General features: G+C 69.9%; 18 protein-coding genes and 2 pseudogenes. 10 read left to right on the top strand and 10 right to left on the bottom strand.

The window, feature by feature from the left end; all coding sequences use genetic code 11:
- Positions 1-42: 42 nt before the first annotated feature.
- The 4 genes and pseudogenes from ABIE67_RS29950 to ychF all read right to left on the bottom strand — a co-directional run bounded on the left by ABIE67_RS29950 (position 43) and on the right by ychF (position 3,406).
- Complete coding sequence (locus ABIE67_RS29950) at positions 43-210, bottom strand: hypothetical protein (protein ID WP_370269719.1); 168 nt, start codon at positions 208-210, stop codon at positions 43-45.
- A gap of 124 nt (positions 211-334) precedes the next feature.
- Positions 335-601, bottom strand: a pseudogene (locus ABIE67_RS29945) (MFS transporter); the annotation flags it as partial.
- A 26-nt stretch (positions 602-627) separates the two neighbouring features.
- A complete protein-coding gene (locus tag ABIE67_RS29940; RefSeq protein WP_370264379.1) occupies positions 628-1,515 on the bottom strand; it encodes a helix-turn-helix transcriptional regulator in 888 nt (295 codons plus the stop codon).
- A gap of 802 nt (positions 1,516-2,317) precedes the next feature.
- The gene (ychF, locus tag ABIE67_RS29935; RefSeq protein ID WP_370264374.1) at positions 2,318-3,406 is read right to left on the bottom strand and encodes a redox-regulated ATPase YchF; all 1,089 of its coding nucleotides are present in this window, start codon (positions 3,404-3,406) and stop codon (positions 2,318-2,320) included.
- A gap of 458 nt (positions 3,407-3,864) precedes the next feature.
- Here ychF and ABIE67_RS29930 point away from each other — a divergent pair, with 458 nt between their 5' ends.
- Complete coding sequence (locus ABIE67_RS29930; RefSeq protein WP_370264370.1) at positions 3,865-4,437, top strand: DUF6542 domain-containing protein; 573 nt, start codon at positions 3,865-3,867, stop codon at positions 4,435-4,437.
- Between the two features lie 291 nt (positions 4,438-4,728).
- On the opposite strand, the gene ppgK is transcribed toward ABIE67_RS29930, so the two are convergent.
- Positions 4,729-5,478, bottom strand: a complete 750-nt coding sequence (ppgK, locus tag ABIE67_RS29925; protein ID WP_370264366.1) for a polyphosphate--glucose phosphotransferase — start codon at positions 5,476-5,478, stop codon at positions 4,729-4,731.
- A gap of 29 nt (positions 5,479-5,507) precedes the next feature.
- Positions 5,508-6,533, bottom strand: a complete 1,026-nt coding sequence (locus tag ABIE67_RS29920) for a 4-hydroxy-3-methylbut-2-enyl diphosphate reductase (protein WP_370264362.1) — start codon at positions 6,531-6,533, stop codon at positions 5,508-5,510.
- Between the two features lie 117 nt (positions 6,534-6,650).
- Between ABIE67_RS29920 and ABIE67_RS29915 the strand changes: the two are divergent.
- The 4 genes and pseudogenes from ABIE67_RS29915 (at position 6,651) to ABIE67_RS29900 (ending at position 10,229) form a co-directional block, all read left to right on the top strand.
- A pseudogene (locus ABIE67_RS29915) lies at positions 6,651-7,730 on the top strand (amino acid permease).
- 246 nt (positions 7,731-7,976) lie between these two features.
- Positions 7,977-9,233 carry an exodeoxyribonuclease VII large subunit gene (gene xseA, locus ABIE67_RS29910; protein ID WP_370264357.1) on the top strand — a complete coding sequence of 419 codons (1,257 nt, stop codon included), beginning with the start codon at positions 7,977-7,979 and terminating at the stop codon, positions 9,231-9,233.
- A 9-nt stretch (positions 9,234-9,242) separates the two neighbouring features.
- The gene (locus ABIE67_RS29905; protein ID WP_370264354.1) at positions 9,243-9,482 is read left to right on the top strand and encodes an exodeoxyribonuclease VII small subunit; all 240 of its coding nucleotides are present in this window, start codon (positions 9,243-9,245) and stop codon (positions 9,480-9,482) included.
- Positions 9,483-9,638: 156 nt separating this feature from the next.
- On the top strand, positions 9,639-10,229 hold the full coding sequence (locus ABIE67_RS29900; protein WP_370264350.1) for a malonic semialdehyde reductase: 591 nt from the start codon (positions 9,639-9,641) through the stop codon (positions 10,227-10,229).
- Between the two features lie 76 nt (positions 10,230-10,305).
- Here the strand turns inward: ABIE67_RS29900 and ABIE67_RS29895 are convergent, their stop codons facing one another.
- On the bottom strand, positions 10,306-10,827 hold the full coding sequence (locus tag ABIE67_RS29895) for a DUF4245 domain-containing protein (protein ID WP_370264345.1): 522 nt from the start codon (positions 10,825-10,827) through the stop codon (positions 10,306-10,308).
- Between the two features lie 128 nt (positions 10,828-10,955).
- On the opposite strand from ABIE67_RS29895, the gene glpX reads away from it, so the two are divergent.
- A complete protein-coding gene (glpX, locus tag ABIE67_RS29890) occupies positions 10,956-11,993 on the top strand; it encodes a class II fructose-bisphosphatase (protein ID WP_370264339.1) in 1,038 nt (345 codons plus the stop codon).
- A 129-nt stretch (positions 11,994-12,122) separates the two neighbouring features.
- Here glpX and ABIE67_RS29885 read toward each other — a convergent pair whose 3' ends face one another.
- Together ABIE67_RS29885 and ABIE67_RS29880 are read right to left on the bottom strand one after the other, a co-directional pair.
- Complete coding sequence (locus ABIE67_RS29885) at positions 12,123-12,500, bottom strand: WhiB family transcriptional regulator (protein ID WP_370264334.1); 378 nt, start codon at positions 12,498-12,500, stop codon at positions 12,123-12,125.
- Between the two features lie 174 nt (positions 12,501-12,674).
- Positions 12,675-13,373, bottom strand: coding sequence for a DUF1707 domain-containing protein (locus ABIE67_RS29880; protein ID WP_370264329.1), 699 nt, complete (start codon positions 13,371-13,373; stop codon positions 12,675-12,677).
- 170 nt (positions 13,374-13,543) lie between these two features.
- Between ABIE67_RS29880 and ABIE67_RS29875 the strand changes: the two genes are divergently transcribed.
- The 4 genes from ABIE67_RS29875 to ABIE67_RS29860 all read left to right on the top strand — a co-directional run bounded on the left by ABIE67_RS29875 (position 13,544) and on the right by ABIE67_RS29860 (position 20,405).
- Positions 13,544-15,211: a fumarate hydratase gene (locus ABIE67_RS29875; RefSeq protein ID WP_370264325.1), complete on the top strand. Its 1,668-nt coding sequence runs from the start codon at positions 13,544-13,546 to the stop codon at positions 15,209-15,211.
- 607 nt (positions 15,212-15,818) lie between these two features.
- The gene (locus ABIE67_RS29870; protein WP_370264320.1) at positions 15,819-17,204 is read left to right on the top strand and encodes a class II fumarate hydratase; all 1,386 of its coding nucleotides are present in this window, start codon (positions 15,819-15,821) and stop codon (positions 17,202-17,204) included.
- A gap of 83 nt (positions 17,205-17,287) precedes the next feature.
- Positions 17,288-17,983 carry a DUF402 domain-containing protein gene (locus tag ABIE67_RS29865; protein WP_370264317.1) on the top strand — a complete coding sequence of 232 codons (696 nt, stop codon included), beginning with the start codon at positions 17,288-17,290 and terminating at the stop codon, positions 17,981-17,983.
- 283 nt (positions 17,984-18,266) lie between these two features.
- The gene (locus ABIE67_RS29860; RefSeq protein WP_370264315.1) at positions 18,267-20,405 is read left to right on the top strand and encodes a SpoIIE family protein phosphatase; all 2,139 of its coding nucleotides are present in this window, start codon (positions 18,267-18,269) and stop codon (positions 20,403-20,405) included.
- Between the two features lie 114 nt (positions 20,406-20,519).
- Here ABIE67_RS29860 and ABIE67_RS29855 read toward each other — a convergent pair whose 3' ends face one another.
- Positions 20,520-22,922 carry a transglycosylase domain-containing protein gene (locus ABIE67_RS29855; protein ID WP_370264310.1) on the bottom strand — a complete coding sequence of 801 codons (2,403 nt, stop codon included), beginning with the start codon at positions 22,920-22,922 and terminating at the stop codon, positions 20,520-20,522.
- Between the last annotated feature and the right edge of the window lie 152 nt (positions 22,923-23,074).

Below are 23,074 nucleotides of genomic sequence, written 5' to 3'. Positions count from 1 at the left end.
AGTTGGTGGGATTTGATGGGAACACCCGGTGGTGTCCCGTGGTCAGGTCGCCACGCGGTGGGCGTGAGCCTTGGGCGAGGTCTCCTCGTCCGCCGCGGGCAGGGACACCTGAGGCGCGGCGGTCCGGGTGGCGCGCGTCGCGGCGAGGACGAGCAGGGGAATCAGGCCCAGTCCGGCCATGACCGCGCCGACCACCTCCGGTCCGGTCACGCCCAGGGAGGTGTCCAAGGTCGTGCCCGCGAGCCAGGAGACGAGGGCGATCCCCAGGCGGGGTGGCGATCGATGTGATGCCCAGGCCCGTCACGCCCAGGAGCACCACCAGGACGACGGTCGCCACGGGGCTGGTGGACAGCGGGATCAGCAGGAGCAGCACCAGCACCGAGGCGACGGAGGTGGTGATGAACGTGGCCAGCGGTTTGCGGTCGCCGAGGCGCCCGGTGATGTTCGTGCCCAGCAGAGCACCGACGCCGAAGCCGACCAGGACGAGCGGTACGGCTCCTTCGGAGATCCCGGTCCGCTCGGTGAGCAGCGGAGAGATGTAGCTGTACGCGGCCATGAAGCCACCCGTGACGAGCGCGGTGGCGGCAAGGACCAGCCACATACGAAGGCGAGGCTGTGGACGTCGGTTCAGTTCTCGGAGTCCGCCTCGGCGGCCTGCACATCCGCGGCCTCGGCCGTGGCGGACCAGCTCGCCAGCAGGTTCAGCGCGTCCGCGGCCGCGGAGCCGGGGGCCGCGTTGTACAACGCCACGACCAGCCCCGACCCGTCCGGCAGGTTCATCGATTCGAAGTCGAGCTCCAGCTCGCCGACGACCGGATGCCGGAGGCGTTTCGTCCCGTCATGGAAGACGTGTACGTCGTGGGCGCCCCACATCACGCGGAAGGCGTCGCTGCGGGTCGACAGCTCACCGATCAGGTTCGACAACTCGCGGTCGTACGGGTTCTTGCCCGCCTCGATCCGCAGCGCACCCACAGCGCCCCTGGCGATGCGTTCCCAGTCGACGTAGAACCGCCGGGCCGCGGGGCTGAGAAACACGAACCGCACGGTGTTCGCCCCGCAGACAGGATCGGCGTACATCTCCGAGAACAGTGCGCGACCGAGCGGATTGGCGACCAGAATGTCGAATCGGTGGTTCTTCACGAACGCCGGCATGCCCGGCATCCCGTCAACGATGCGCTGCACGCTGGGCCGCACAGCCGGCCGGGCAGTCCGGCGCCGCACACGGGCGGGCGTCGTGTTCGCCGCTCGGGCCAGGTCGTACAAGTGCGTGCGCTCCGTGTCGTCGAGCCGCAGAGCCTGGGCCAGCGCCTCCAGGACGCTGTCGGAGACACCGCTGAGATTGCCGCGCTCCAGACGCGTGTAGTACTCGACGCTGACGCCCGCGAGCGTCGCGACTTCGTTCCTGCGGAGCCCGGCCACCCGGCGCTGGCCGTACACGGGCAGACCGGCCTGCTCGGGCGTGATCTTGTCACGGCGAGACTTCAGAAACGCACTGATTTCGGCGCGGTTGTCCATGAGGCCAGGGTAGGTTCGCCGCTCACTAACTGAGAGACCCTGTCATTACCCCTCACAGCAGTAACCCCCAACACCAGCCCCTTCCGGTTGGGCAGAGTCGCAGGTCAGATGGGTTCGCCGCTGGTTACGCCCCCGCCCCCAGGCGGGATGCGGATCACGGGAACGGGACCGCGCAAGCCGACGACCTTCCGGATGAGTCGCCACCACAGTGCACAGGTACACCATCCGCCCGGCTCCGGATATCGAAACCCCCTGGAAGCCGACCAGCAACAGCGGCGCCTGAGGCAGCCGACCAACCAACACGCTCCAGGACGCCTCAGCCCCAGGAAGCCGGTGTGACGGTCTTCGGCGGTGAGCGCCGCGTCCCCGGGCTGCGCCGCGAGGAGGTCGCCCAGCTCGCCGGTGTGAGCACCGCTTGCTACACCCGGATGAAACGCGGGAACCTGCGCGGCGTCTCCAAGAGCGTCCTGCGCTCACTCGCCACACCCTGTGCATGGACGAAGCCGAGACCCAGCACCTGTTCGACCTCGCCCGCGCCGCCTCCGACGGCACCCGGGCGCGCCGTGCCGCCCACCCCTCACGCAGAAGCGCACACGGTCCGAAACCCAGCACAGGCATTCTCATCCCATCCCAGCACGATCCCAGCACGGTACGGATGACCAGGGATGACGACAGGTGACGAGGGGTCAGCTATCCCAGCACCATCCCAGCACGGGAAAAAACAAGGGGCCCGACTCCGAAGAGCCGGACCCCTCCTGACCTGCATGTTTGCCAGATCAGCGACGTGGTGATATGTAACCCGCTACACGTTGAAGCGGAACTCCACCACGTCCCCGTCCTGCATGACGTAGTCCTTGCCCTCCATCCGCGCCTTCCCCTTGGCGCGGGCCTCGGCCACCGAACCCATCTCCACCAGGTCGGTGAAGGAGATGACCTCGGCCTTGATGAAGCCCTTCTGGAAGTCGGTGTGGATGACGCCGGCGGCCTCGGGGGCGGTGGCGCCCTTCTTGATGGTCCAGGCGCGGGATTCCTTGGGGCCGGCCGTGAGGTAGGTCTGCAAGCCGAGGGTGTTGAAGCCGACGCGGGCCAGGGTCGCCAGGCCGGGCTCCTCCGCACCCACCGACTCCAGCAGCTCCATCGCGTCCTCCTCGTCGAGCTCGGCGAGGTCCGCCTCCAGCTTGGCGTTGAGGAAGATCGCCTCGGCGGGGGCGACCAGGGCGCGCTGCTCGTTCTTGAAGTCCTCGTCGAGCAACTCCTCCTCGTCCACGTTGAAGACGTAGAGGAAGGGCTTCGTCGTCAGGAGGTGCAGGTCGTGCAGGAGCTCCTCGTTGCCGGAGCCCTGGACGATGCCGGCGGAGAAGAGCGTGTCGCCCTTCTCCAGGATCTCCTGGGCCTCCTCGACGGCCTTCACCTTCGGCGCGATGTCCTTCTTGATCCGCGACTCCTTCTGGAGCCGGGGCAGGACCTTCTCGATGGTCTGGAGGTCGGCGAGGATCAGCTCGGTGTTGATCGTCTCGATGTCGTCCTTGGGCGAGACCTTGCCGTCGACGTGGACGACGTTCTCGTCCTTGAAGGCGCGGATGACCTGGCAGATCGCGTCGGACTCACGGATGTTCGCGAGGAACTTGTTGCCCAGGCCCTCGCCCTCGGAGGCGCCGCGCACGATGCCGGCGATGTCGACGAAGTCGACGGTCGCGGGGAGGACGCGCTGGGAGGAGAAGATCTCGGCCAGCTTGGTCAGGCGCTGGTCCGGGACGCCGACCACGCCGACGTTCGGCTCGATCGTGGCGAACGGGTAGTTGGCCGCCAGCACGTCGTTCTTGGTCAGGGCGTTGAACAGGGTCGACTTGCCGACATTCGGCAGACCGACGATTCCGATCGTGAGCGACACGTTGCGACTTCCCGTACGTGAGAGGACTTCAAGGGCTGGGCTGGGCTTGGGGCCCGGTCCTTCTTCGATCTTCGATGCAGATGACGCAGATGCACGGGCCGATCCACCAGTCTACGGCGTACCCGACCCGGCCCCGGCGCCCTGTCGAACACCTGGCCAAGGTCCGCCCCAAGGTGTGTCCCAGGGCCGATTCGCCACATAAACGGACCTAGGTTGGTCGGGTGGAGCCAGACAGGGCGCGACCTGCCGGATACGGATCGCGAAGCGGCGCACCGCCGCCGTTGCCGCCACAGGCGGGGCGCGGTGGGGGTGGTGCGGGACGGGGTGAGCGCGGGTTCGCGCAGGACGGGGAAGGTGTGGAGCGGGGCGACGACGGTCGTGGAAGGCGCGGCGAGGGCGAGTGGGCGCCGGAGGGGAACGGTGCGAGGGGGGTGCGGGGGGCGAGCGGTGTGCGGGGTGTGAGCGGGGTGCGGGGGGCGGACCGGTCCGTCTGGGCTTCCCGGTCGTCCGGATCCGGCCCGGCGGCGAGGTCCTCCCGCGCCGCCCGGCCCGTCGCCCAGCGCCGCCCGGCTTCGGCCCCGGCGGCAGCGGCAGTACGGCGTCCCGGGCCACCGCCGGTGGCGCAGGCCGTACGCCGGTTTCCCAACCCCCGGCTCACCGGCCTGGGCTGCGGCCTGTTCTGCGGTGCCGTGATGTTCCTGCTCGGCCACCTCGACGCCCTGCTGTTCGGGTCGTCGCTCACCGTGTACAGCGTGCTGTTCCTTCCGGTGTGCGCGCTGACCGCGGTCTGGGTGCGCGGGGGCGACCTGATGACCGCGCCGGTGGTCGTACCGATCGCGTTCGCCGTGGGACTGGTTCCGGTGGCCGACCATGGCGGGGACCTCGGCGATCATGTGATGGGGCTTTTCAGCGCCCTCGCGACACAGGCCGGGTGGCTGTACGGGGGGACGCTGATCGCCGGTCTCCTCGTGCTCGTGCGAAGGGTCCGCCTGGTGGCGCGCAGGGCGGCGGCCCGGCGCCGACAGGCGTGACCATCACCGTCGGCGGATCGCCTCTAGTGGCCGGTCGCCCTCCGTCGGCGGATCGCCCCCTAGTCGACCGGTCGCCCTCCGTCGACCGGTCTCCTCTCGTCGGCCGGCGGCCTTCGTCGGCTGAACAAGTCGGGTGAAGCCGCTACGGTTCGGCGACGCCCCCCAGGGGGCGCGGGGCTGGATGGAACGTACGGCTCCGCCCCCGCAGGCGCGACCAGCCGGCACGACGGCGCCGCAGACAATCAACGGCGCCGGTCCGGCTGTCCCAGCCCGGCTACCCCAGCGGAGCACTCAGCGGGCCGTCTCCGCCGCGTGCATCGCCGCACCCACGATCCCCGCGTTGTTCTGCAGCTGCGCGGGGACGATCTCCGCCTTGATGCCCTCGATGTGGTGCAGGAACTTGTGGGACTTGCGGCTCACCCCGCCGCCGATGATGAACAGCTCGGGGGAGAACAGCATCTCGACGTGGGCGAGGTACTTCTGGACGCGATGGGCCCAGTGCTCCCAGGTCAGCTCCTCGTCCTCCTTGGCCTTGCTGGAGGCCCGCTTCTCGGCGTCGTGGCCGTGGAGTTCCAGATGGCCCAGCTCGGTGTTGGGGACCAGGGCGCCGTCGATGAACAGCGCGCTGCCGATGCCCGTGCCGAACGTGAGGAGGATCACGGTGCCTCTGCGGTCGCGGCCCGCACCGAAGTGCATCTCGGCGACGCCGGCCGCGTCCGCGTCGTTGACCACTGTCACCGGGTGGCCGCCGAGGCGGTCGCTGAACAACGTGCGCGCGTCCGTGTCGATCCAGCCCTTGTCGACGTTCGCCGCCGTACGGATCGTCGATCCGTCGGTGACCACGCCGGGGAAGGTGAGCCCGACCGGCCCGGTCCAGCCGTAGTGCTCGACGACCTGCTTCACACCGTCGGCCACCCCGTCGGGCGTGGCCGGGTGCGGAGTGAGCACCTTGAAGCGCTCCTGAGCGAGATCGCCTCTGTCGAGGTCCACCGGGGCACCCTTGATTCCGGATCCGCCGATGTCCAAGCCGAAGATCTGCATGGCCCTACGTTACGACGCAGGACCGACAGTCACTCCCCGGAGTGGCCGGAGCCACCGGACGCCGTGCGCTCGGCGATCAGCGACGCCGCCTCCTCGCGCAGGTCACGGCGGAGTTCCTTCGGCAGTGAGAAGGTGATCGACTCCTCGGCCGCCTTCACGAGCTCGACGTCCCCGTAGCCGCGCTGCGACAGCCACTCCAGGACCTCCTCGACCAGCACCTCCGGGACGGAGGCGCCGGAGGTGACGCCCACCGTGGTGACGCCCTCCAGCCAGGCCTCGTCGATCTCGCTGGCGAAGTCCACGAGGTAGGCCTCGCGGGAGCCCGCGAGCTTGGCGACCTCGACGAGCCGCTTGGAGTTGGAGGAGTTGCGGGAGCCGACCACGATGACCAGTTCGGCCTCGGCGCCCATCTGCTTCACCGCGAGCTGACGGTTCTGCGTGGCGTAGCAGATGTCGTCGCTGGGCGGGGAGATGAGCTGCGGGAACTTCTCCTTCAGCGCGTCGACGGTCTCCATCGTCTCGTCGACGGAGAGGGTGGTCTGGGACAGCCACACGATCTTTGACGGGTCGCGGACCTCGACCTTGGCGACATCGGCCGGGCCGTCGACGAGCTGGATGTGGTCGGGGGCCTCGCCGGACGTGCCGATGACCTCTTCGTGGCCCTCGTGTCCGATCAGGAGGATGTCGTAGTCCTCGTTCGCGAAGCGGACGGCTTCCTTGTGGACTTTGGTGACCAGGGGGCAGGTGGCGTCGATGGTGGCGAGTTGGCCGCGCTTGGCCTCTTCGTGGACGACGGGGGCGACGCCGTGCGCCGAGAACATCACGATGTTGCCCGGCGGGACCTCCTCCGTGCGCTCGACGAAGATGGCGCCCTTCCTCTCCAGGGTCTGCACGACGTACTTGTTGTGGACGATCTCGTGCCGGACGTACACCGGAGCGCCGTACTGCTCCAGGGCTTTCTCGACGGCGATCACGGCGCGGTCCACACCCGCGCAGTAGCCACGGGGGGCGGCGAGCAGGACACGGCGGCCAGGCGAAGCAGTCATGCGTCCCATCGTAAGGGTGCCTTGGGTGGGTCGAAGATCGCGTGGGTGACGGGGTGGTGGGGAGACTGACCGCAGGCTGTGAGGGGTGGGAAACGGAGCGACGGGCGAGGCACTGGCGGAGGCGTGATGTCCGGAACGGGCACGGCGGAGCGTACGACCGACGAAGGACACGGGCTGCGCCGGAGCCTCGGCTTCCGTGACCTGGTCGTCTACGGGCTGCTGTTTCATCGCGCCGATGACCCCCGTCGGGGTGTTCGGCACGCTGGACGCCCGCTCGCACGAGGGTCGGTGTTCGCGTACGCGCGCGTGGGGGTCGGGTGAGCGGGCCGGTTTCGTCGCGGGCTGGATGGCGATGCTGGACTATCTGCTGATCCCGGCCGTCGCGTATCTCTTCTCCGGTGTCGCGATGAACGCGCTGGTGCCGGAGGTCTCCCGGTGGGTGTTGGCCAGGACCAGGAAGCCGACCCGGGCCGCCACCCGCACCCCCCCTACAGGTTCAGCAGCGTCGTGACCACCACCGCCAGCGCCGTCCAGAGGAGGTGACCGGCGGGTCGGAGAGGGTGGCGCGGGCGGTGTTGCTCTGCTTGGCGCCGGCGGGGCTGCTCTTCGTGGCGCAGACGTATCTGGTGGCGCTGCTGGAGCCGGTGTCGTCGGCGCGGCTCGCGGCCGATCCTGAGCGGCAGGGGTCCGCGTTCTACGACGCCGTCGACGCGTCGGTCGGGACGTGGCTGCATGACCTCGGCGCGGCGTTCGCCGCGCTGGCCGGGCAGGCCGCGGCGGGGCGGTTGCTGTTCGCGATGGCGCGGGGGCGGCGGTTGCCGCGGGTCCTGTCGAGGACGGGGTGTGCCTCGGGTGGCCCTCGTGTGCGCGGCTGTCATCACGCTGGTGGCGGCGGTGTGGGCGGCTCGGCGGGGCGACGGGATGGATCACCTGGTGTCGGTGGTGAACATCGGCGCGCTGACGGCGTTCACGCTGCTGCACGCGAGCGTGGTGGGGTGGTTCGTGGTGCGGCGTGGGGGTGAGGGCGGGGGCGCGGTGAGGTGGTGGCGGCATGGGGTGGTGCCGGTGGTGGGGGCGGCGCTCACGGTCGCGGTGATCGTGGCGGCGTCGGGGGCGGCGCAGGGGGTGGGGGTGGTGTGGCCGGCGGTCGGGGTGGTTGCGGTGGTGGTGGGGCGGCGGGGGCCGGAGCGGGACGCCGCGGGGTGAGGGGTTTTCGCCCCCGCCGCCCCTACCCGTCCCATCCTTCTGGGGCTCCGCCCCAGACCCCGCTCCTCAAACGCCGGAGGGGCTGGATCTTTCAGCCCGTCCGGCGTTTGAGGACGAGGCCCCTTCAGGGCCGAAGCGGGGGTCTGGGGGCGGCAGCCCCCAGGGACGGGACGGGTAAGGGCGGCGGGGGCGAGGAACCCCCGTCGGCTGGGTCGGGTTGTCGGTGGGGGCCGTTACGCTCGGCGCATGGCTGTGAACACGTCTCCCGAATCGCCCCTGCCCGTCGGCGAGGTGTCGCGGCTCATCGGGGGGTGGATCGACCGGCTCGGGGCGGTGTGGGTCGAGGGGCAGATCACTCAGCTGTCGCGACGCCCCGGCGCCGGCGTCGTGTTCCTGACGTTGCGGGACCCGTCGTACGACATCTCCGTGAGCGTGACGGCGTATCGCCAGGTGTTCGACGCCGTCGCCGACGTGGTGAGCGAGGGCGCCCGCGTCGTCGTACTCGCCAAGCCCGAGTGGTACGCCCCCCGCGGCCAGCTCTCCCTGCGCGCCACGGAGATAAAGCCCGTCGGCGTCGGCGAGCTCCTCGCCCGGCTGGAGATGCTGAAGAAGTCCCTCACCGCCGAGGGGCTCTTCGCACCGGCGCGGAAGAAGGCACTCCCCTTCCTCCCCCAGCTCATCGGCCTCGTCTGCGGACGCGCATCCGCCGCCGAGCGGGACGTCCTCGAGAACGCCCGCCACCGCTGGCCCGCCGTCCGCTTCGAGGTGCGCAACGTCCCCGTGCAGGGCGTGCACGCCGTACCGCAGGTCGTGCAGGCGGTGAAAGAGCTCGACGAGATCGACGACGTGGATGTGATCATCGTCGCCCGCGGGGGCGGCAGCGTCGAGGATCTGCTGCCCTTCTCCGATGAACAGCTCGTCCGGGCCGTCGCCTCGTGCCGTACACCGGTCGTGTCCGCCATCGGGCACGAGCCCGACAACCCCCTCCTCGACCACGTCGCCGACCTGCGGGCTTCCACTCCGACCGACGCGGCCAAGAAGGTCGTACCGGACGTGGGCGAGGAGTACGAGCGGGTGCGGATGCTGCGCGACCGGGCCCGGCGGTGTGTCGAGGCGTTCGTGGAGCGCGAGGAGCGGGGGCTCGCGCATGCCCTCGCGCGGCCCTCGATAGAGGATCCGCACCGGATGATCGACGAGCGCGCCGATCACGTGGCCTCGCTCCTCGACCGGAGCCGCCGCTGCCTCGGCCACCTCCTCGACCGCGCCCAGTCCGAGCTGACACACACGCACGCGCGCGTGGTGGCCCTCTCCCCCGAGGCGACCCTGAAGCGGGGGTATGCGGTGCTGCAGCGGGCCGACGGGCATGTGGTCCGTGACCCGGGTGAGGTGACGGCGGACGAGGCGCTGCGCGCGCGGGTCGCCGAGGGTGAGTTCTCGGTACGGGTCGACGCGCGAAGTGACGCGGCGAGCGGCGGGGCAAGTGACGTACAGAGCGATGCATAGGGTGGGCGAATGACCAGCAAGGTGGAAGAGGCTCTCGGGTACGAGCAGGCCCGGGACGAGCTGATCGAGGTCGTACGGCGGCTGGAGGCGGGCGGTACGACGCTGGAGGAGTCACTCGCGCTCTGGGAGCGGGGCGAGGAGCTGTCCAAGGTGTGCCGGCGCTGGCTGGACGGGGCACGGGCGCGGCTGGACGCGGCCCTGGCCGAGGAGGCCGAGGCGGGGGAGGAAGACGGCGAGGACGGTTCATAACGCTCGCGACGCCTCGTCACCCCTGGCGTGCTGTGAAGCGGATCACCACACCCCGTCATTTGTTGAAGCTTGAACTTGTCTCGCGTACCGTCGAACCCCGACAACCGGTCCCCGGTCCGCATACGCGGACGACGCACATACCGAGAAGGTTCACGCATGTCTCTCGTTCTTGACCCCGCCGCCCAGGACCTGCTGTTCCGCGAGGCCCGCACCGCGAACACCTTCACCGACGAGCCGGTGACCGATGAGCAGGTCCAGGCGATCTACGACCTGGTCAAGTACGGCCCCACCGCCTTCAACCAGACCCCGCTGCGCATCACCCTGGTCCGCTCGGCGGAGGCCCGTGAGCGTCTGGTGCAGCACATGGCAGAGGGCAACCAGGCCAAGACCGCCGCCGCCCCGCTGGTCGCGATCCTGTCCGCGGACAACGAGTTCCACGAGGAGCTGCCGGCCCTGTTCCCGGCGTTCCCGCAGGCCAAGGACGTCTTCTTCAGCGAGCGCGCGGCCCGCGAGAGCGCCGCCGGGATGAACGCCGCCCTGCAGGCCGCGTACTTCATCGTCGGCGTCCGCGCCGCCGGGCTGGCCGCCGGCCCGATGACCGGCTTCGACTTCGAGGGCGTCCGCAAGGAGTTCCTGGACGACGACCACACCCCGCTGATGGTCGTCAACATCGGCAAGCCCGGCGCCGACGCCTGGTACCCGCGCTCCCCGCGCCTCGAGTACGACCAGGTCATCACCACGGTCTGAACCGACCGCACATAACCACCGCACATCACGAAGGCCCTCGGCTGCACGCCGAGGGCCTTTCGTCATCCGCGGACGGTCACTCCGCCTTCAGCGCCTTCGCCATCCGCGTCAGCTGCTCGAACGACCCCGTGCCCGCCACCACGGTGGTCGCGCCCTTCTCCTGGTGCACGAGCGCGTCGTAGCGGCCGCCCGTGTACCGCGTCCACGTCCGGTCGCCGATCTCCTGGGTGACCTTGGTCGCCCGGCCGCCCCGGGTGGCCTCCTCCAGGAACGTCGACGGCTTCTCGGCCGACTGCTCGACCTGGACGTAGTCCCCGCCCGCGGTGTGGAAACCGAGATGCCAGGCGTCGAAGTCGTCACCCTTGAAGCGGACGGACGTCGGCTTCCAGGTGTCGGGCAGGCCCTGCGGCGCGACCACCGGATAGGACGCCGCGCGGCGGGCCGTGAGCAGCTCGACGCGGTAGTCGACCCGCGGGAGGTCGGGAGCGCCGTCCTCATGGGGCACGAAGATATAGATGACTCCCGCCGCGAGCACGGTCACTCCCAGGGAGAGGACCATGTTGCGGACCGACTTCTGCTTGCCGTTCGAACCTGCCACGCCCCCTATCGTCGCAGGTGCCCTGGCCTGCTCATCCGTGGGGCCCCCTGCTCATTCTGCCTGCCCGGGGATAGAGTCAGGGCCGTCACCCTCATCCGGCCGTCGTCGTATCAGAAAGGTGCGCTCCGATGACCGAGAATCATCATCATTTGCCGTCCGAGCTCGAAGTACCCAGCGAAGCCCCCGACCGCAACCTCGCCCTGGAACTGGTCCGCGTGACCGAGGCGGCGGCGATGGCCGCGGGCCGTTGGGTCGGGCGCGGCGACAAGAACGGCGCCGACGGTGCCGCGGTGCGCGCCATGCGGACCCTCGTCCACACCGTGTCGATGAACGGCGTCGTCGTCATCGGTGAGGGCGAGAAGGACGAAGCACCGATGCTCTTCAACGGAGAGCGGGTCGGCGACGGAACCGGGGCCGAGGTCGACATCGCCGTCGACCCGATCGACGGGACCACGCTGACCGCGAAGGGCATGCCCAACGCGATCTCCGTGCTCGCCGCGGCCGACCGGGGGTCCATGTTCGACCCGTCCGCCGTCTTCTACATGGACAAGCTCGTCACCGGCCCCGAGGCCGCCGACTTCGTCGACATCAACGCGCCCGTCTCAGTGAACATCCGCCGGGTCGCCAAGGCCAAGCGGTCCACGCCCGAGGACGTCACCGTCGTCATCCTCGACCGGCCCCGGCACGAGGGCATCATCAAGGAGATCCGGGACGCCGGTGCGCGTATCAAGCTGATCTCCGACGGCGATGTCGCGGGATCGATCTACGCCCTGCGCGAGGGCACCGGCGTCGACATGCTGCTCGGCATCGGCGGTACGCCCGAGGGCATCATCTCGGCCTGCGCCGTGAAGTGTCTGGGCGGCACGATCCAGGGCAAGCTGTGGCCGAAGGACGACGAGGAGCGGCAGCGGGCCATCGACGCCGGGCACGACCTCGACCGGGTGCTGCTGACGGACGACCTGGTCTCGGGGGACAACGTGTTCTTCGTCGCCACGGGGATCACCGACGGTGAGTTGCTGCGCGGTGTGCGGTACCGGTCGGAGAACGCGACGACCGACTCGATCGTGATGCGCTCGAAGTCGGGGACGGTGCGGAGGATCGACTCCGAGCACCGGTTGAGCAAGCTGCGGGCCTACAGCGCGATCGACTTCGACAGGGCGAAGTGAATCCCGCCGGGCGAAGGCGAGAACGGCAGCCAAGCGCGGCAGCGAAGCGCGCTGGCGAGTAGCCGCTGAAAGAAGTGCGCAGTCAATTGGGCGCCCCCGGTGCGGAGGGGGCGCCCAATTTTCTGCTTCTCAGCCTGCTTGCGCTATGGGGTTCGCCGTCCTCGCCGCCTTCTTCAACTCCACTTCGCGGCGGCGGCGCCTGGCCAGGACCACCCGGCGTTCCGCCGCGGTGAGACCGCCCCAGACGCCGTAGGGCTCGGGTTGGAGCAGGGCGTGTTCGCGGCACTCGACCATGACCGGGCAGCGGGCGCAGACGCGCTTGGCCGCCTCCTCACGGGAAAGGCGGGCCGCGGTGGGCTCCTTGGAAGGGGCGAAGAACAGCCCGGCCTCGTCGCGCCGGCACACGGCCTCCGTATGCCATGGGGCGTCTTGATCCCTGTCTCGCACTGGCACCCGCTGGGCCGGAACGGCAGCTACCTGCAGGGACGAATGCGGCGGTTGCAGCACGGTCTACTCCTGACGACGGCTTCGCGAGCGAGAGACGATGCAGCAAGGTCTACCCGCTGTACGCGCGCCTATGCAGTCAGTTCCGAACCGCTGGATTTCGGGGGGTCGTGCGCGCTGCTGCGCGGCGCACGATTCCCTTCGGCACCGGGTCAAGGCCGGTCCGATTCACAACCGTCAACGATCCAGATGCTTGCGCAAACCCTTGTCGACCTTGCGCTGAACGCGGTCGAGAATGTCGGCGACGACCTTCCCCCGCTTCGGCCTGCCCTCGATATTGCCGAGCACGGCCCAGCCGTCGACATGGACGACCGGCGCCTCGGGGTCCTCCGCGTCGAGGTGGTCCACCTCGAAGTTGCCGAGCACACCGCCTCCGGTGCCGCGCAGCGAGACGTTCTCCGGGACGCGGACCTCGACGTTGCCGAAGACCGAGATCGCCCGGATCACGACGTGCTGGTACTCGAAGAGCGCCTCGGTGAGGTCTATCTCCACACTGCCGAAGACCGCGTACGCGTGGATACGGCGGCCGGCGCGCCAGCGGCCCTTGCGGACGGCGCTGCTGAAGACCGCGACCACGTTCTCGTCGGGGTCGGCCGGGATCGCCGCGGCGGTCGGCCGGCCCGGGGTGGGGGTGTGGGGTGCGCGGCGTATGTGCCCGGCGGGCAGGTCGCGTATGAAGACATCCAGTTCGCCGACCGTCTTGGCCGCCAGGACGCCCTCGACGCGTTCGGCGTGCTCGTCGGCGGTGAGGCGGCCCTCGGCCAGGGCGTCGCGCAGGATGTCGGCGATCCGGTCGCGGTCGGCGTCGGAGGCACGGAGTTCGGCGGCACGGAGCTCGGTGGCGGCAGCGGGTGCGGTCTGCTTCTGAAGGTCCACGGCAGCAGCGTACCGAAACACGATAGATCGCGATAGCCCCCGGCCGGACCGCATGGCGGGCATGGAACTGAGCCTTACCTCACAAGCCCGCCGTCAGTGGCAGGTTCTACGCTGGTGGACGCTGCCAACGGAGGCCAGCCGCGCTGTCTGTTTAGTGAGGAATGGGCGACATGCCTGAGTTCGCGTACACCGATCTGCTCCCCATGGGAGAGGACACCACCCCGTACCGGCTGGTGACTTCCGAGGGTGTCTCCACCTTCGAGGCCGACGGGCGGACGTTCCTCAAGGTGGAGCCCGAGGCGCTGCGCAAGCTGGCCGAGGAGGCCATCCACGACATCCAGCACTACCTGCGCCCCGCCCACCTGGCGCAGCTGCGCCGGATCATCGACGACCCCGAGGCGTCGAGCAACGACAAGTTCGTCGCGCTGGACCTGCTGAAGAACGCCAACATCGCGGCGGCGGGTGTGCTGCCGATGTGCCAGGACACCGGTACGGCGATCGTGATGGGCAAGCGCGGGCAGAACGTGCTGACCGAGGGCGCGGACGAGGAGGCGCTGAGCCGTGGCATCTACGACGCGTACCTCAATCTGAACCTGCGGTACTCGCAGATGGCTCCGCTCACCATGTGGGAGGAGAAGAACACCGGGTCGAACCTGCCGGCCCAGATCGAGCTGTACGCCACCGACGGCGGCGCCTACAAGTTCCTCTTCATGGCCAAGGGCGGTGGCTCCGCCAACAAGTCCTTCCTCTACCAGGAGACCAAGGCCGTTCTGAACGAGGCCTCCATGATGAAGTTCCTGGAGGAGAAGATCCGTTCGCTGGGTACGGCCGCCTGTCCGCCGTACCACCTGGCGATCGTGGTGGGTGGTACGAGCGCGGAGTACGCCCTCAAGACCGCGAAGTACGCCTCCGCCCACTACCTGGACGAGATCCCGGCCGAGGGCTCGCCGCTAGGGCACGGGTTCCGGGACAAGGAGCTGGAGGAGAAGGTCTTCGAGCTGACGCAGAAGATCGGGATCGGCGCGCAGTTCGGCGGCAAGTACTTCTGCCACGACGTGCGGGTGGTGCGGCTGCCGCGGCACGGCGCCTCGTGCCCCGTCGCCATCGCCGTGTCCTGCTCGGCCGACCGGCAGGCCGTCGCGAAGATCACCGCCGAGGGGGTCTTCCTGGAGCAGCTGGAGACGGACCCGGCGCGGTTCCTGCCGGAGACGACGGACGAGCACCTGGACGAGTCCTCCGACGTCGTCAGGATCGACCTCAACCAGCCCATGGACTCGATCCTCGCCGAGCTCACCAAGTACCCGGTGAAGACCCGGCTTTCGCTCACCGGTCCGCTGGTCGTGGCCCGTGACATCGCGCACGCCAAGATCAAGGAGCGGCTGGACGCGGGTGAGGAGATGCCGCAGTACCTGAAGGACCACCCGGTGTACTACGCCGGGCCGGCGAAGACGCCCGAGGGGTACGCGTCGGGTTCCTTCGGGCCTACGACGGCCGGGCGCATGGACAGCTACGTCGAGCAGTTCCAGGCGGCGGGCGGGTCCAAGGTGATGCTGGCCAAGGGGAACCGGAGCAAGCAGGTCACGGACGCGTGTGGCACGCACGGTGGGTTCTACCTGGGTTCCATCGGTGGGCCTGCGGCCCGGCTCGCGCAGGACTGCATCAAGAAGGTCGAGGTCGTCGAGTACGAGGAGCTCGGCATGGAGGCCGTCTGGAAGATCGAGGTCGAGGACTTCCCGGCGTTCATCGTGGTCGACGACAAGGGCAACGACTTCTTCCAGGACCCGGCGCCGGCGCCGACGTTCACGTCGATTCCGGTGCGGGGGCCCGGGCTGGCGTAGTCCCTGCGGTGCGGCGGGGGAGGGTTCTTCGCCCCCGCCGCCCCTACCCGTCCCATCCCTGGGGGCTGCCGCCCCCAGACCCCCGCTTTCGGCCCTGAAGGGGCCTCGTCCTCAAACGCCGGACGGGCTGAAAATGCCCGGGCCGGCGAAGCCCCTGCGGGCGGGCGGGGGTTCGGGACGGTGGTGGCCTCGTCCTCAAACGGCGGACGGGCTGAAAATGCCCGAGCCGGCGAAGCCCCTGCGGGTGGGCGGGGGTTCGGGACGGTGGTGGCCTCGTCCTCAAACGGCGGACGGGCTGAAAATGCCCGAGCCGGCGAAGCCCCTGCGGGCGGGTGGAGGTTCGGGACGGTGGTGGCCTCGTCCTCAAACGGCGGACGGGCTGAAAATGCCCGAGCCGGCGAAGCCCCTGCGGGCGGGTGGAGGTTCGGGACGGTGGTGGCCTCGTCATCGAACGCCGGGCGGGCTGAACATCCAGCCCCTCCGGCGTTTGAGGAGCGGGGTCTGGGGCGGAGCCCCAGAAGGATGGGACGGGTAGGGGCGGCGGGGGCGAGGGACCCTTCCGGCGTAAAGGTGGAACATCCCCGGGCGCCCGTTCGCTATAGCCGGTATGAGCGACTACCGCATCGAGCACGACTCCATGGGCGAGGTCCACGTCCCGGCGGACGCCAAGTGGCGGGCGCAGACGCAGCGGGCCGTCGAGAACTTCCCCATCTCCGGCCAGCGCATCGAGCGCGCCCACATCGAGGCGCTCGCACGGATCAAGGGCGCCGCCGCCAAGGTGAACGCGCGGCTCGGGGTGCTCGACAAGGACATCGCCGAGGCCATCCAGGAGGCGGCGGGCGAGGTCGCCGAGGGGCGGTGGGACGAGCACTTCCCCATCGACGTGTTCCAGACCGGGTCCGGGACCTCGTCCAACATGAACACCAACGAGGTCATCGCCACCCTCGCGACCGAGCGGCTCGGGCGGGACGTCCACCCCAACGACCATGTGAACGCCTCGCAGTCCTCCAACGACGTCTTCCCCTCCTCCATCCACATCGCCGCCACCGCCGCCGTCACCCGCGATCTGGTCCCGGCGCTGGAGCACCTCGCCGGGGCCCTGGAGCGCAAGGCCGAGGAGTTCGCCGATGTCGTGAAGTCGGGCCGGACCCATCTCATGGACGCCACACCGGTGACGCTGGGGCAGGAGTTCGGCGGGTACGCCGCCCAGGTGCGGTACGGCGTCGAGCGCCTCCACGCCTCCCTCCCCCGCCTCGCCGAACTCCCCCTCGGGGGCACGGCCGTGGGGACGGGCATCAACACGCCGCCCGGGTTCTCCGCCGCCGTCATCGAGGAGGTCGCCCGGGCCACCTCGCTGCCGCTCACCGAGGCGCGCGACCACTTCGAGGCACAGGGCGCCCGGGACGGGATCGTGGAGACCAGTGGGCAGCTGCGGACCATCGCGGTCGGGCTGACGAAGATCTCCAACGACCTGCGGTGGATGGCGTCCGGGCCGCGTACCGGGCTCGCGGAGATCAGCCTCCCCGACCTCCAGCCGGGGTCCTCCATCATGCCCGGCAAGGTCAACCCGGTCATCCCGGAGGCCGTCCTCATGGTCGCCGCGCAGGTCGTCGGCAACGACGCCACCGTGGCCACCGCCGGGGCCGCGGGCAACTTCGAGCTGAACGTGATGCTGCCGGTCATCGCGAAGAACGTGCTGGAGTCGATCCGGCTGCTCGCCAACGCCTCCCGGCTGCTGGCCGACCGGACCGTCGACGGCATCGTCGCCCACCGCGAACGGGCTTTGGAGTACGCCGAGTCATCCCCCTCCGTCGTCACACCGCTCAACAAGTACATCGGGTACGAGGAGGCCGCCAAGGTCGCCAAGAAGGCCCTGGCGGAGCGGAAGACCATCCGCCAAGTCGTGCTGGAGGGCGGATACGTGGAGCGTGGTGACCTGACCGTCGAGCAACTGGACGAGGCGCTCGATGTCCTGCGGATGACGCGGCCGTAACGAGTCGTCGCGCGATCGTCGCGGTGCGGTGAACCGTGACGCTTGCCGCAGCGTCGTATGCCTGTGGCACCTAATATCTGTACATGGCAGACGGTGGAGCGGTGACGACGGAAATGGAAGCGGGCGGATCGACGGCGTTCTGGGCCCCCGGGACACAGATCCTGTGGCGGTACCGGGAGAACGCCGGCCGCCGCTTCCATATCGCGCGTCCCGTCACCGTCGTACGGGACGACGCCGAGATCCTCGCCGTATGGCTCGCTCCGGGGACGGAGTGTGTGAAACCCGTGCTCGCCGACGGAACGTCCGTGCACGGGGAGCCCCTTGAGACGCGTTACACCAAGCCGCGTACCGTCCAGCGCGACCGGTGGTTCGGGACCGGGGTGCTGAAGCTCGCGCGGCCGGGTGAGCCGTGGTCGGTGTGGTTGTTCTGGGAGCCCGGGTGGCAGTTCAAGAACTGGTACGTGAACCTTGAGGAGCCGCTGGCCCGTTGGGCGGGCGGGGTGGACTCCGAGGACCACTTTCTCGACATCTCCGTGCACCCGGACCGCAGTTGGCACTGGCGGGACGAGGACGAGTTCGCGCAGGCCCAGCGGGACGGGCTGGTGGACGACCGGCTCGCCGCGCGGGTGCGGGAGGCGGGGCAGAACGCGGTCGAGGTGATCCGCGCCTGGGGGCCGCCGTTCGCGGACGGCTGGCAGCACTGGCGCCCCGATCCCGCCTGGGCTGTACCTTCATTGCCTGAGGACTGGGACCGCACGCCCGCGCACATGTCCTCATGAGACCCTTGATGCGCCCCCGGGCAACAAACGTAGGATCGTCCTCCGCAAGGGCGCGCATCGGCAGCAACTACCCGAGTGCGCGCTGGGCTTGACCGATCGTCACCGAGGGGCGGCAGGACGTGAGCGAGGGTTACCAGGGCAACGCCTGCAGGGACTGCAGACGGTCCACCGGCTGCACAGGAACTGCCTCCGGTCACGCGGGAATTCCGTTCCTGGGGCACGTATTCCGGGTATCGGAGTTTCGGCGGGACGAACTGCACGCATGGCGAGCAGCCCCGGACGGATGGATTCGAAAGGCGTGACGGAGCAGCCGATCTCCTTCGAACGCCCCGAGACGGGCGTGGACCCCGCGGAGGCCCGCGGGGCGCTTGTGCGTACCTCGACACCGTCGACGACGCACTCCACGCCGCCGCACACCCCTGACGGTGACGCCTTCGGGGGCACCGCCTTACCCGCGCAGGCGCGCACGGGAGAGACCCCCTCCACGCCGGGCAGCACAGCACCGTCCGGCCCGAGCAAGGAGCCCTCAGACATCGCCGGCAACGGCCCCGAGCACTCGCAGCCCTCCGTCGCCGCCGAGCCCGACTCGCACCGGCCGCGGCCCGTTCCGGAGGCCATCCCGCCCCAGCCCGGCGCCGAGCCGCCGCAGTCCTCCGCCGAGCGGCGCACCGGACAGGGGCTGCCGCCCGGACGGCCCACGCCGATGCGGCGGGACGGGGACCGGCTGCGCTTCGTGGGCGCGGCCACCCGGCGGATTGCCCGCGGCATCGACCTGGACGAGATCGTGATGGGGCTGTGCCGGGCGACCGTGCCGACGTTCTCCGACGCGATCCTCGTCTATCTGCGCGACCCGCTGCCGGTCGGCGACGAGCGGCCCACCGGCCCCGTCGTGCTGCGGTTGCGCCGCACCGACCGCATCCCCGAGGAGCGGGACACCGAGGGCGGCTTCCTGCCCACGCAGGCGCAGCCGGAACCGCCCGAGCTGGCCGAGCTGTCCACCGTCACCGCCGAACTGTGCGAGGTGCGGCCCGGTGGCGCGCTCGCCGAGGTGCTGCGCGGCGTACGTCCCGTCTTCGCCGACGCGCCCGCCGCCCGTGCCGCCCTGCCCGAACTACTGGGCGAGGAAGGCGAGTTGATCATCCCTGACGGGCAGCGCGCGATCCTCGCCCCGCTGCGCGGCCGGCGCCGCGTCATCGGCGCCGCGGTCTTCCTGCGCCGCCCCGACCGCCTGGCCTTCGAACCCGACGACCTCCTCGTCGCCGCCCAGCTCGCCACGCACAGCGCGCTCGGCATCGACAAGGCGGTGCTGTACGGCCGTGAGGCGTACATCGCCGACGAGCTCCAGCGCACCATGCTGCCGGAGACGCTGCCCCGCCCGACCGGCGTGCGGCTGGCGTCCCGCTACCTGCCCGCGGCCGAGACGGCCCGGGTGGGCGGCGACTGGTACGACGCGATCCCGCTGCCGGGCAGCCGCGTGGCGCTGGTCGTCGGTGACGTCATGGGCCACTCCATGACGTCGGCCGCGATCATGGGCCAGCTGCGCACGACGGCCCAGACCCTCGCCGGGCTCGACCTGCCCCCGCAGGAGGTCCTGCACCACCTCGACGAGCAGGCCCAGCGCCTGGGCACCGACCGCATGGCGACCTGCCTCTACGCCGTCTACGACCCGGTCTCGCACCGCATCACCATCGCCAACGCCGGCCATCCGCCGCCCGTCCTGCTGCACCTGGGCGGCCGCGCGGAGGTGCTGCGCGTACCGGCGGGCGCGCCGATCGGCGTCGGCGGCGTCGACTTCGAGGCCGTGGAGCTGGACGCACCCGCCGGCGCGACCCTGCTCCTCTACACGGACGGTCTGGTCGAGTCGCGTCTGCGTGACGTGTGGACCGGCATAGAGCAGCTGCGTGAGAAGCTCGCCGCCGTCGCCCAGCTCACCGGGCCCGACCATCCGCCGCCGCTGGAAGCCCTGTGCGACGAGGTCCTCGACATGCTCGGGCCGGGCGACCGGGACGACGACATCGCGCTGCTCGCCGCCCGCTTCGACGGGATCGCGCCGAGCGACGTGGCGTACTGGTTCCTGGAGCCGGAGGACGCGGCGCCCGGCCGTGCCCGGCGGCTCGCGCGTCGGGCGCTCGCTCGGTGGGGCCTGGAGGAGCTGACGGACTCGGTCGAGCTGTTGGTCAGCGAGGTCGTGACCAACGCGGTGCGGTATGCCACGCGGCCGGTGACGTTGCGGTTGTTGCGGACCGACGTGCTGCGGTGCGAGGTCGGGGACGATGTGCCGCAGTTGCCGCGGCTGCGGCAGGCTCGTGCCACGGATGAGGGTGGGCGGGGCTTGTATCTCGTGAACCGGCTGGCTCGGCGGTGGGGGGCGACTCGGTTGAGTACCGGAAAAGTCGTCTGGTTCGAGTTGAGTCGCGGCTGAGCGCCGTAGGGGAACTGCGCGACCAGCCACGACCGCAGGTTCGTCGTGGCTGGTCGCGCCCACGCGGCGGAGCCGCACATCGATACGGCCCCGCGCCCCTGACGGGGCGCTGTTCTACTGCTCGTTGCCGGGTCGGACCGGGTCCACGGTGATGTCGTCCGTCGGCTCGTCCGTCGGTGCCGTCGGGGCCGGCTCGGTCGTCGGCTCCTCCGTCGGCGGCTCGGTCGTCGGGGTCTCCGTCGGCTCCTCGGTCGTCGGGGTCTCCGTCGGCTCCTGAGTCGTCGGTTCCTCCGTCGGCTCCTGGGTCGTCGGCTCCTGCGTCGGGGTCGGGGTCCAGGTCGGCTGGACGGCCGCGCCCTGGTCGGTGTTCAGGTCGAACCTGGCGTCCGGGTCCGTCACGCCGAACATGTACGCCGCCCAGATCTCCGCCGGGAAGCCACCGCCGTTGACGCGGGGCTCGCCGCCCGCGCCGTACATCTTGACTTGCGGGTGCGGAGACTTGTCGTCCTCACCGAACAGGCCCACCGAGGTGACCAGGTCGGGCGTGTAGCCGGTGAACCAGGCCGACTTGTTGTCGTCGGACGTACCCGTCTTGCCGGCGACCTTCTGGCCTTCGTGCTCGGGGTTGTTCGCCACGGCCCGCTGGGCCGTACCGTCGTCGACCACGCCCGTCAGCACCGAGGTCACCGTGTCGGCGGCCTCACGGCTGATGACCTGCTCCCCGACCGGGTCGGGGATGTCGACCGTACGGCTGTTGTGCTCGGCCGACTTGAGGATGCTCGGGGTGACCTTCTTGCCGTGGTTGTCGAGGGTCGCGTACACGCCGGCCATCTGCAGCGGGCTCGCGCCCATGGTGCCCAGCGTCTGCGCGGGTACGGCCTGCTCCTTGGCGGTGTCCATGCCGAGCCGGCCGGCCACGTCCATGACGTTCTTCATGCCGACGTCGACGCCCATCTGCGCGAAGACGGAGTTGACGGACTTGTTCATCGCCGTCTGGACGGTGATGGGCCCGTAGTCCTGGTCGTCCTCGTTCTCGGGGGCGAAACCGACCTTGTTGCCGTCGCTGTCCACGACCGGGCGCTTGCTGGTGCCGTCGTAGATGGTGTTCGCGGTGATCGGCTTGCCGGACCGGGTCTGGGCGCTCTCCTCCAGGGCGGCGGCCAGGATCACCGGCTTGAACGTCGACGCGGGCTGGTAGTCCGTGCGCGTCGCGTTGCTGGTGTAGTGCTTGAAGTAGTCCACGCCGCCGTACAGCGCGACGACCTTGCCAGTCTTGGGGTCCACGGAGACCGCGCCGGCCTGGACGTCCGCGTCGACGGGCCGCTTCTTCTTGTCCAGCTTGCTGGTGAGCTGCGCCTTGACGGCCTTCTCCAGCTGCGCCTGCTTCTTCTTGTCGATGTTCAGGGTGATGGTCCAGCCCTGGTCGACGACCTGGGATTCGGCCTCGGAGCGCGTGATGCCGTCCTGCTTCATGAGCTGACTGATGAGCTGCTCGTTGGCGAGCTCGATCAGATAGCCCTTCTGGCCCTCCCGGCCGGCCGTGGGCTTCGGCTCCTTGGGCTCGGGGAAGGTCATGCCCTGGCGCTCGGCCTTGTCGAGCCAGCCCTCCTCGACCATGTTGTCCAGGACGTAGTTCCAGCGGGCCGTGACCAGCTTCCTGCCGGTGTCGGACGCGGCCTGCCAGTCGTACTGGCTCGGTGCCTGGAGCAGCGCGGCGAGGTACGCGCCCTGTTCGACGGAGAGCTTGTCGGCGTCGACGCGGTAGTAGGCCTGGGCGGCGGCCTGGATGCCGTAGGCGCCGCGGCCGTAGTAGCTGGTGTTGATGTAGCCGGCGAGGATGTCGTCCTTGGACATCTGGCGGTCGACCTTCAGGGAGATGACGATCTCCTTGAGCTTGCGGCTGACCGTCTGTTCCTGGCTGAGGTAGTAGTTCTTGACGTACTGCTGGGTGATGGTCGAGCCGCCCTGCGCGCCCTTGCCCATCAGCGTGTTGAGCACACCGCGGGCCGTGCCCTTCAGGTCGATGCCGTTGTCGTTGTAGAACGACTTGTTCTCGGCCGCGACGAAGGTGTCCCGGACCTCCTTCGGCACCTTGGACAGGTCCACGATCTCGCGGTTGACCTTGCCGTCGCGGGCCAGGGTCGTCTTGCCGTCGCTGTACTTGTAGACGTTGCTCTGGCGCTGGGCGGCCTGGGCGGCGGCGTTGCCGCTGGGCACGTCCACGTACAGGTAGAGCCCGATGAACGCGGCGATGGCGAGCAGGCACGTACCGAGGAACGTGCCGAGGATCTTCTTCCAGGTGAAGAGCCGGCGAATGCGGCCCTTGCCGGCACCGCCCCTGCCCCCGGACCTGGCTGCCCGGCGGGCCGCGGCCCTGCCTCCCTGGGCGGCCGGAGGTGTCCCTACGACGGTGGCCGACGGGTCGCCACCGGCGACCGACGGCGACCCGGACGACCGTCCGGGCGCCGCGCGGCGGCCACCGCGCTGCCGCGCTCGTCTGTCTTCCGCTCGTCCCATGGGTCCGTTCCGCTCCGCTTCGTTCTTGTGTGCGCTACCGCCACACAGGTTCGCCGCTCAGGTCAGCTCAGAAAGCTAACACCGGAAGTTATGACAAAGCCCTGTCGATCCGGGCTTTTGGGGACGTGACAATCAGCACCTGTCCCACCGGA

Source organism: Streptomyces sp. V4I8 (assembly GCF_041261225.1).
Taxonomy (GTDB): Bacteria; Actinomycetota; Actinomycetes; order Streptomycetales; family Streptomycetaceae; genus Streptomyces.
Note: the sequence above shows the minus strand (reverse complement) of the source record. Positions and strands in the feature narration are given on the sequence as shown.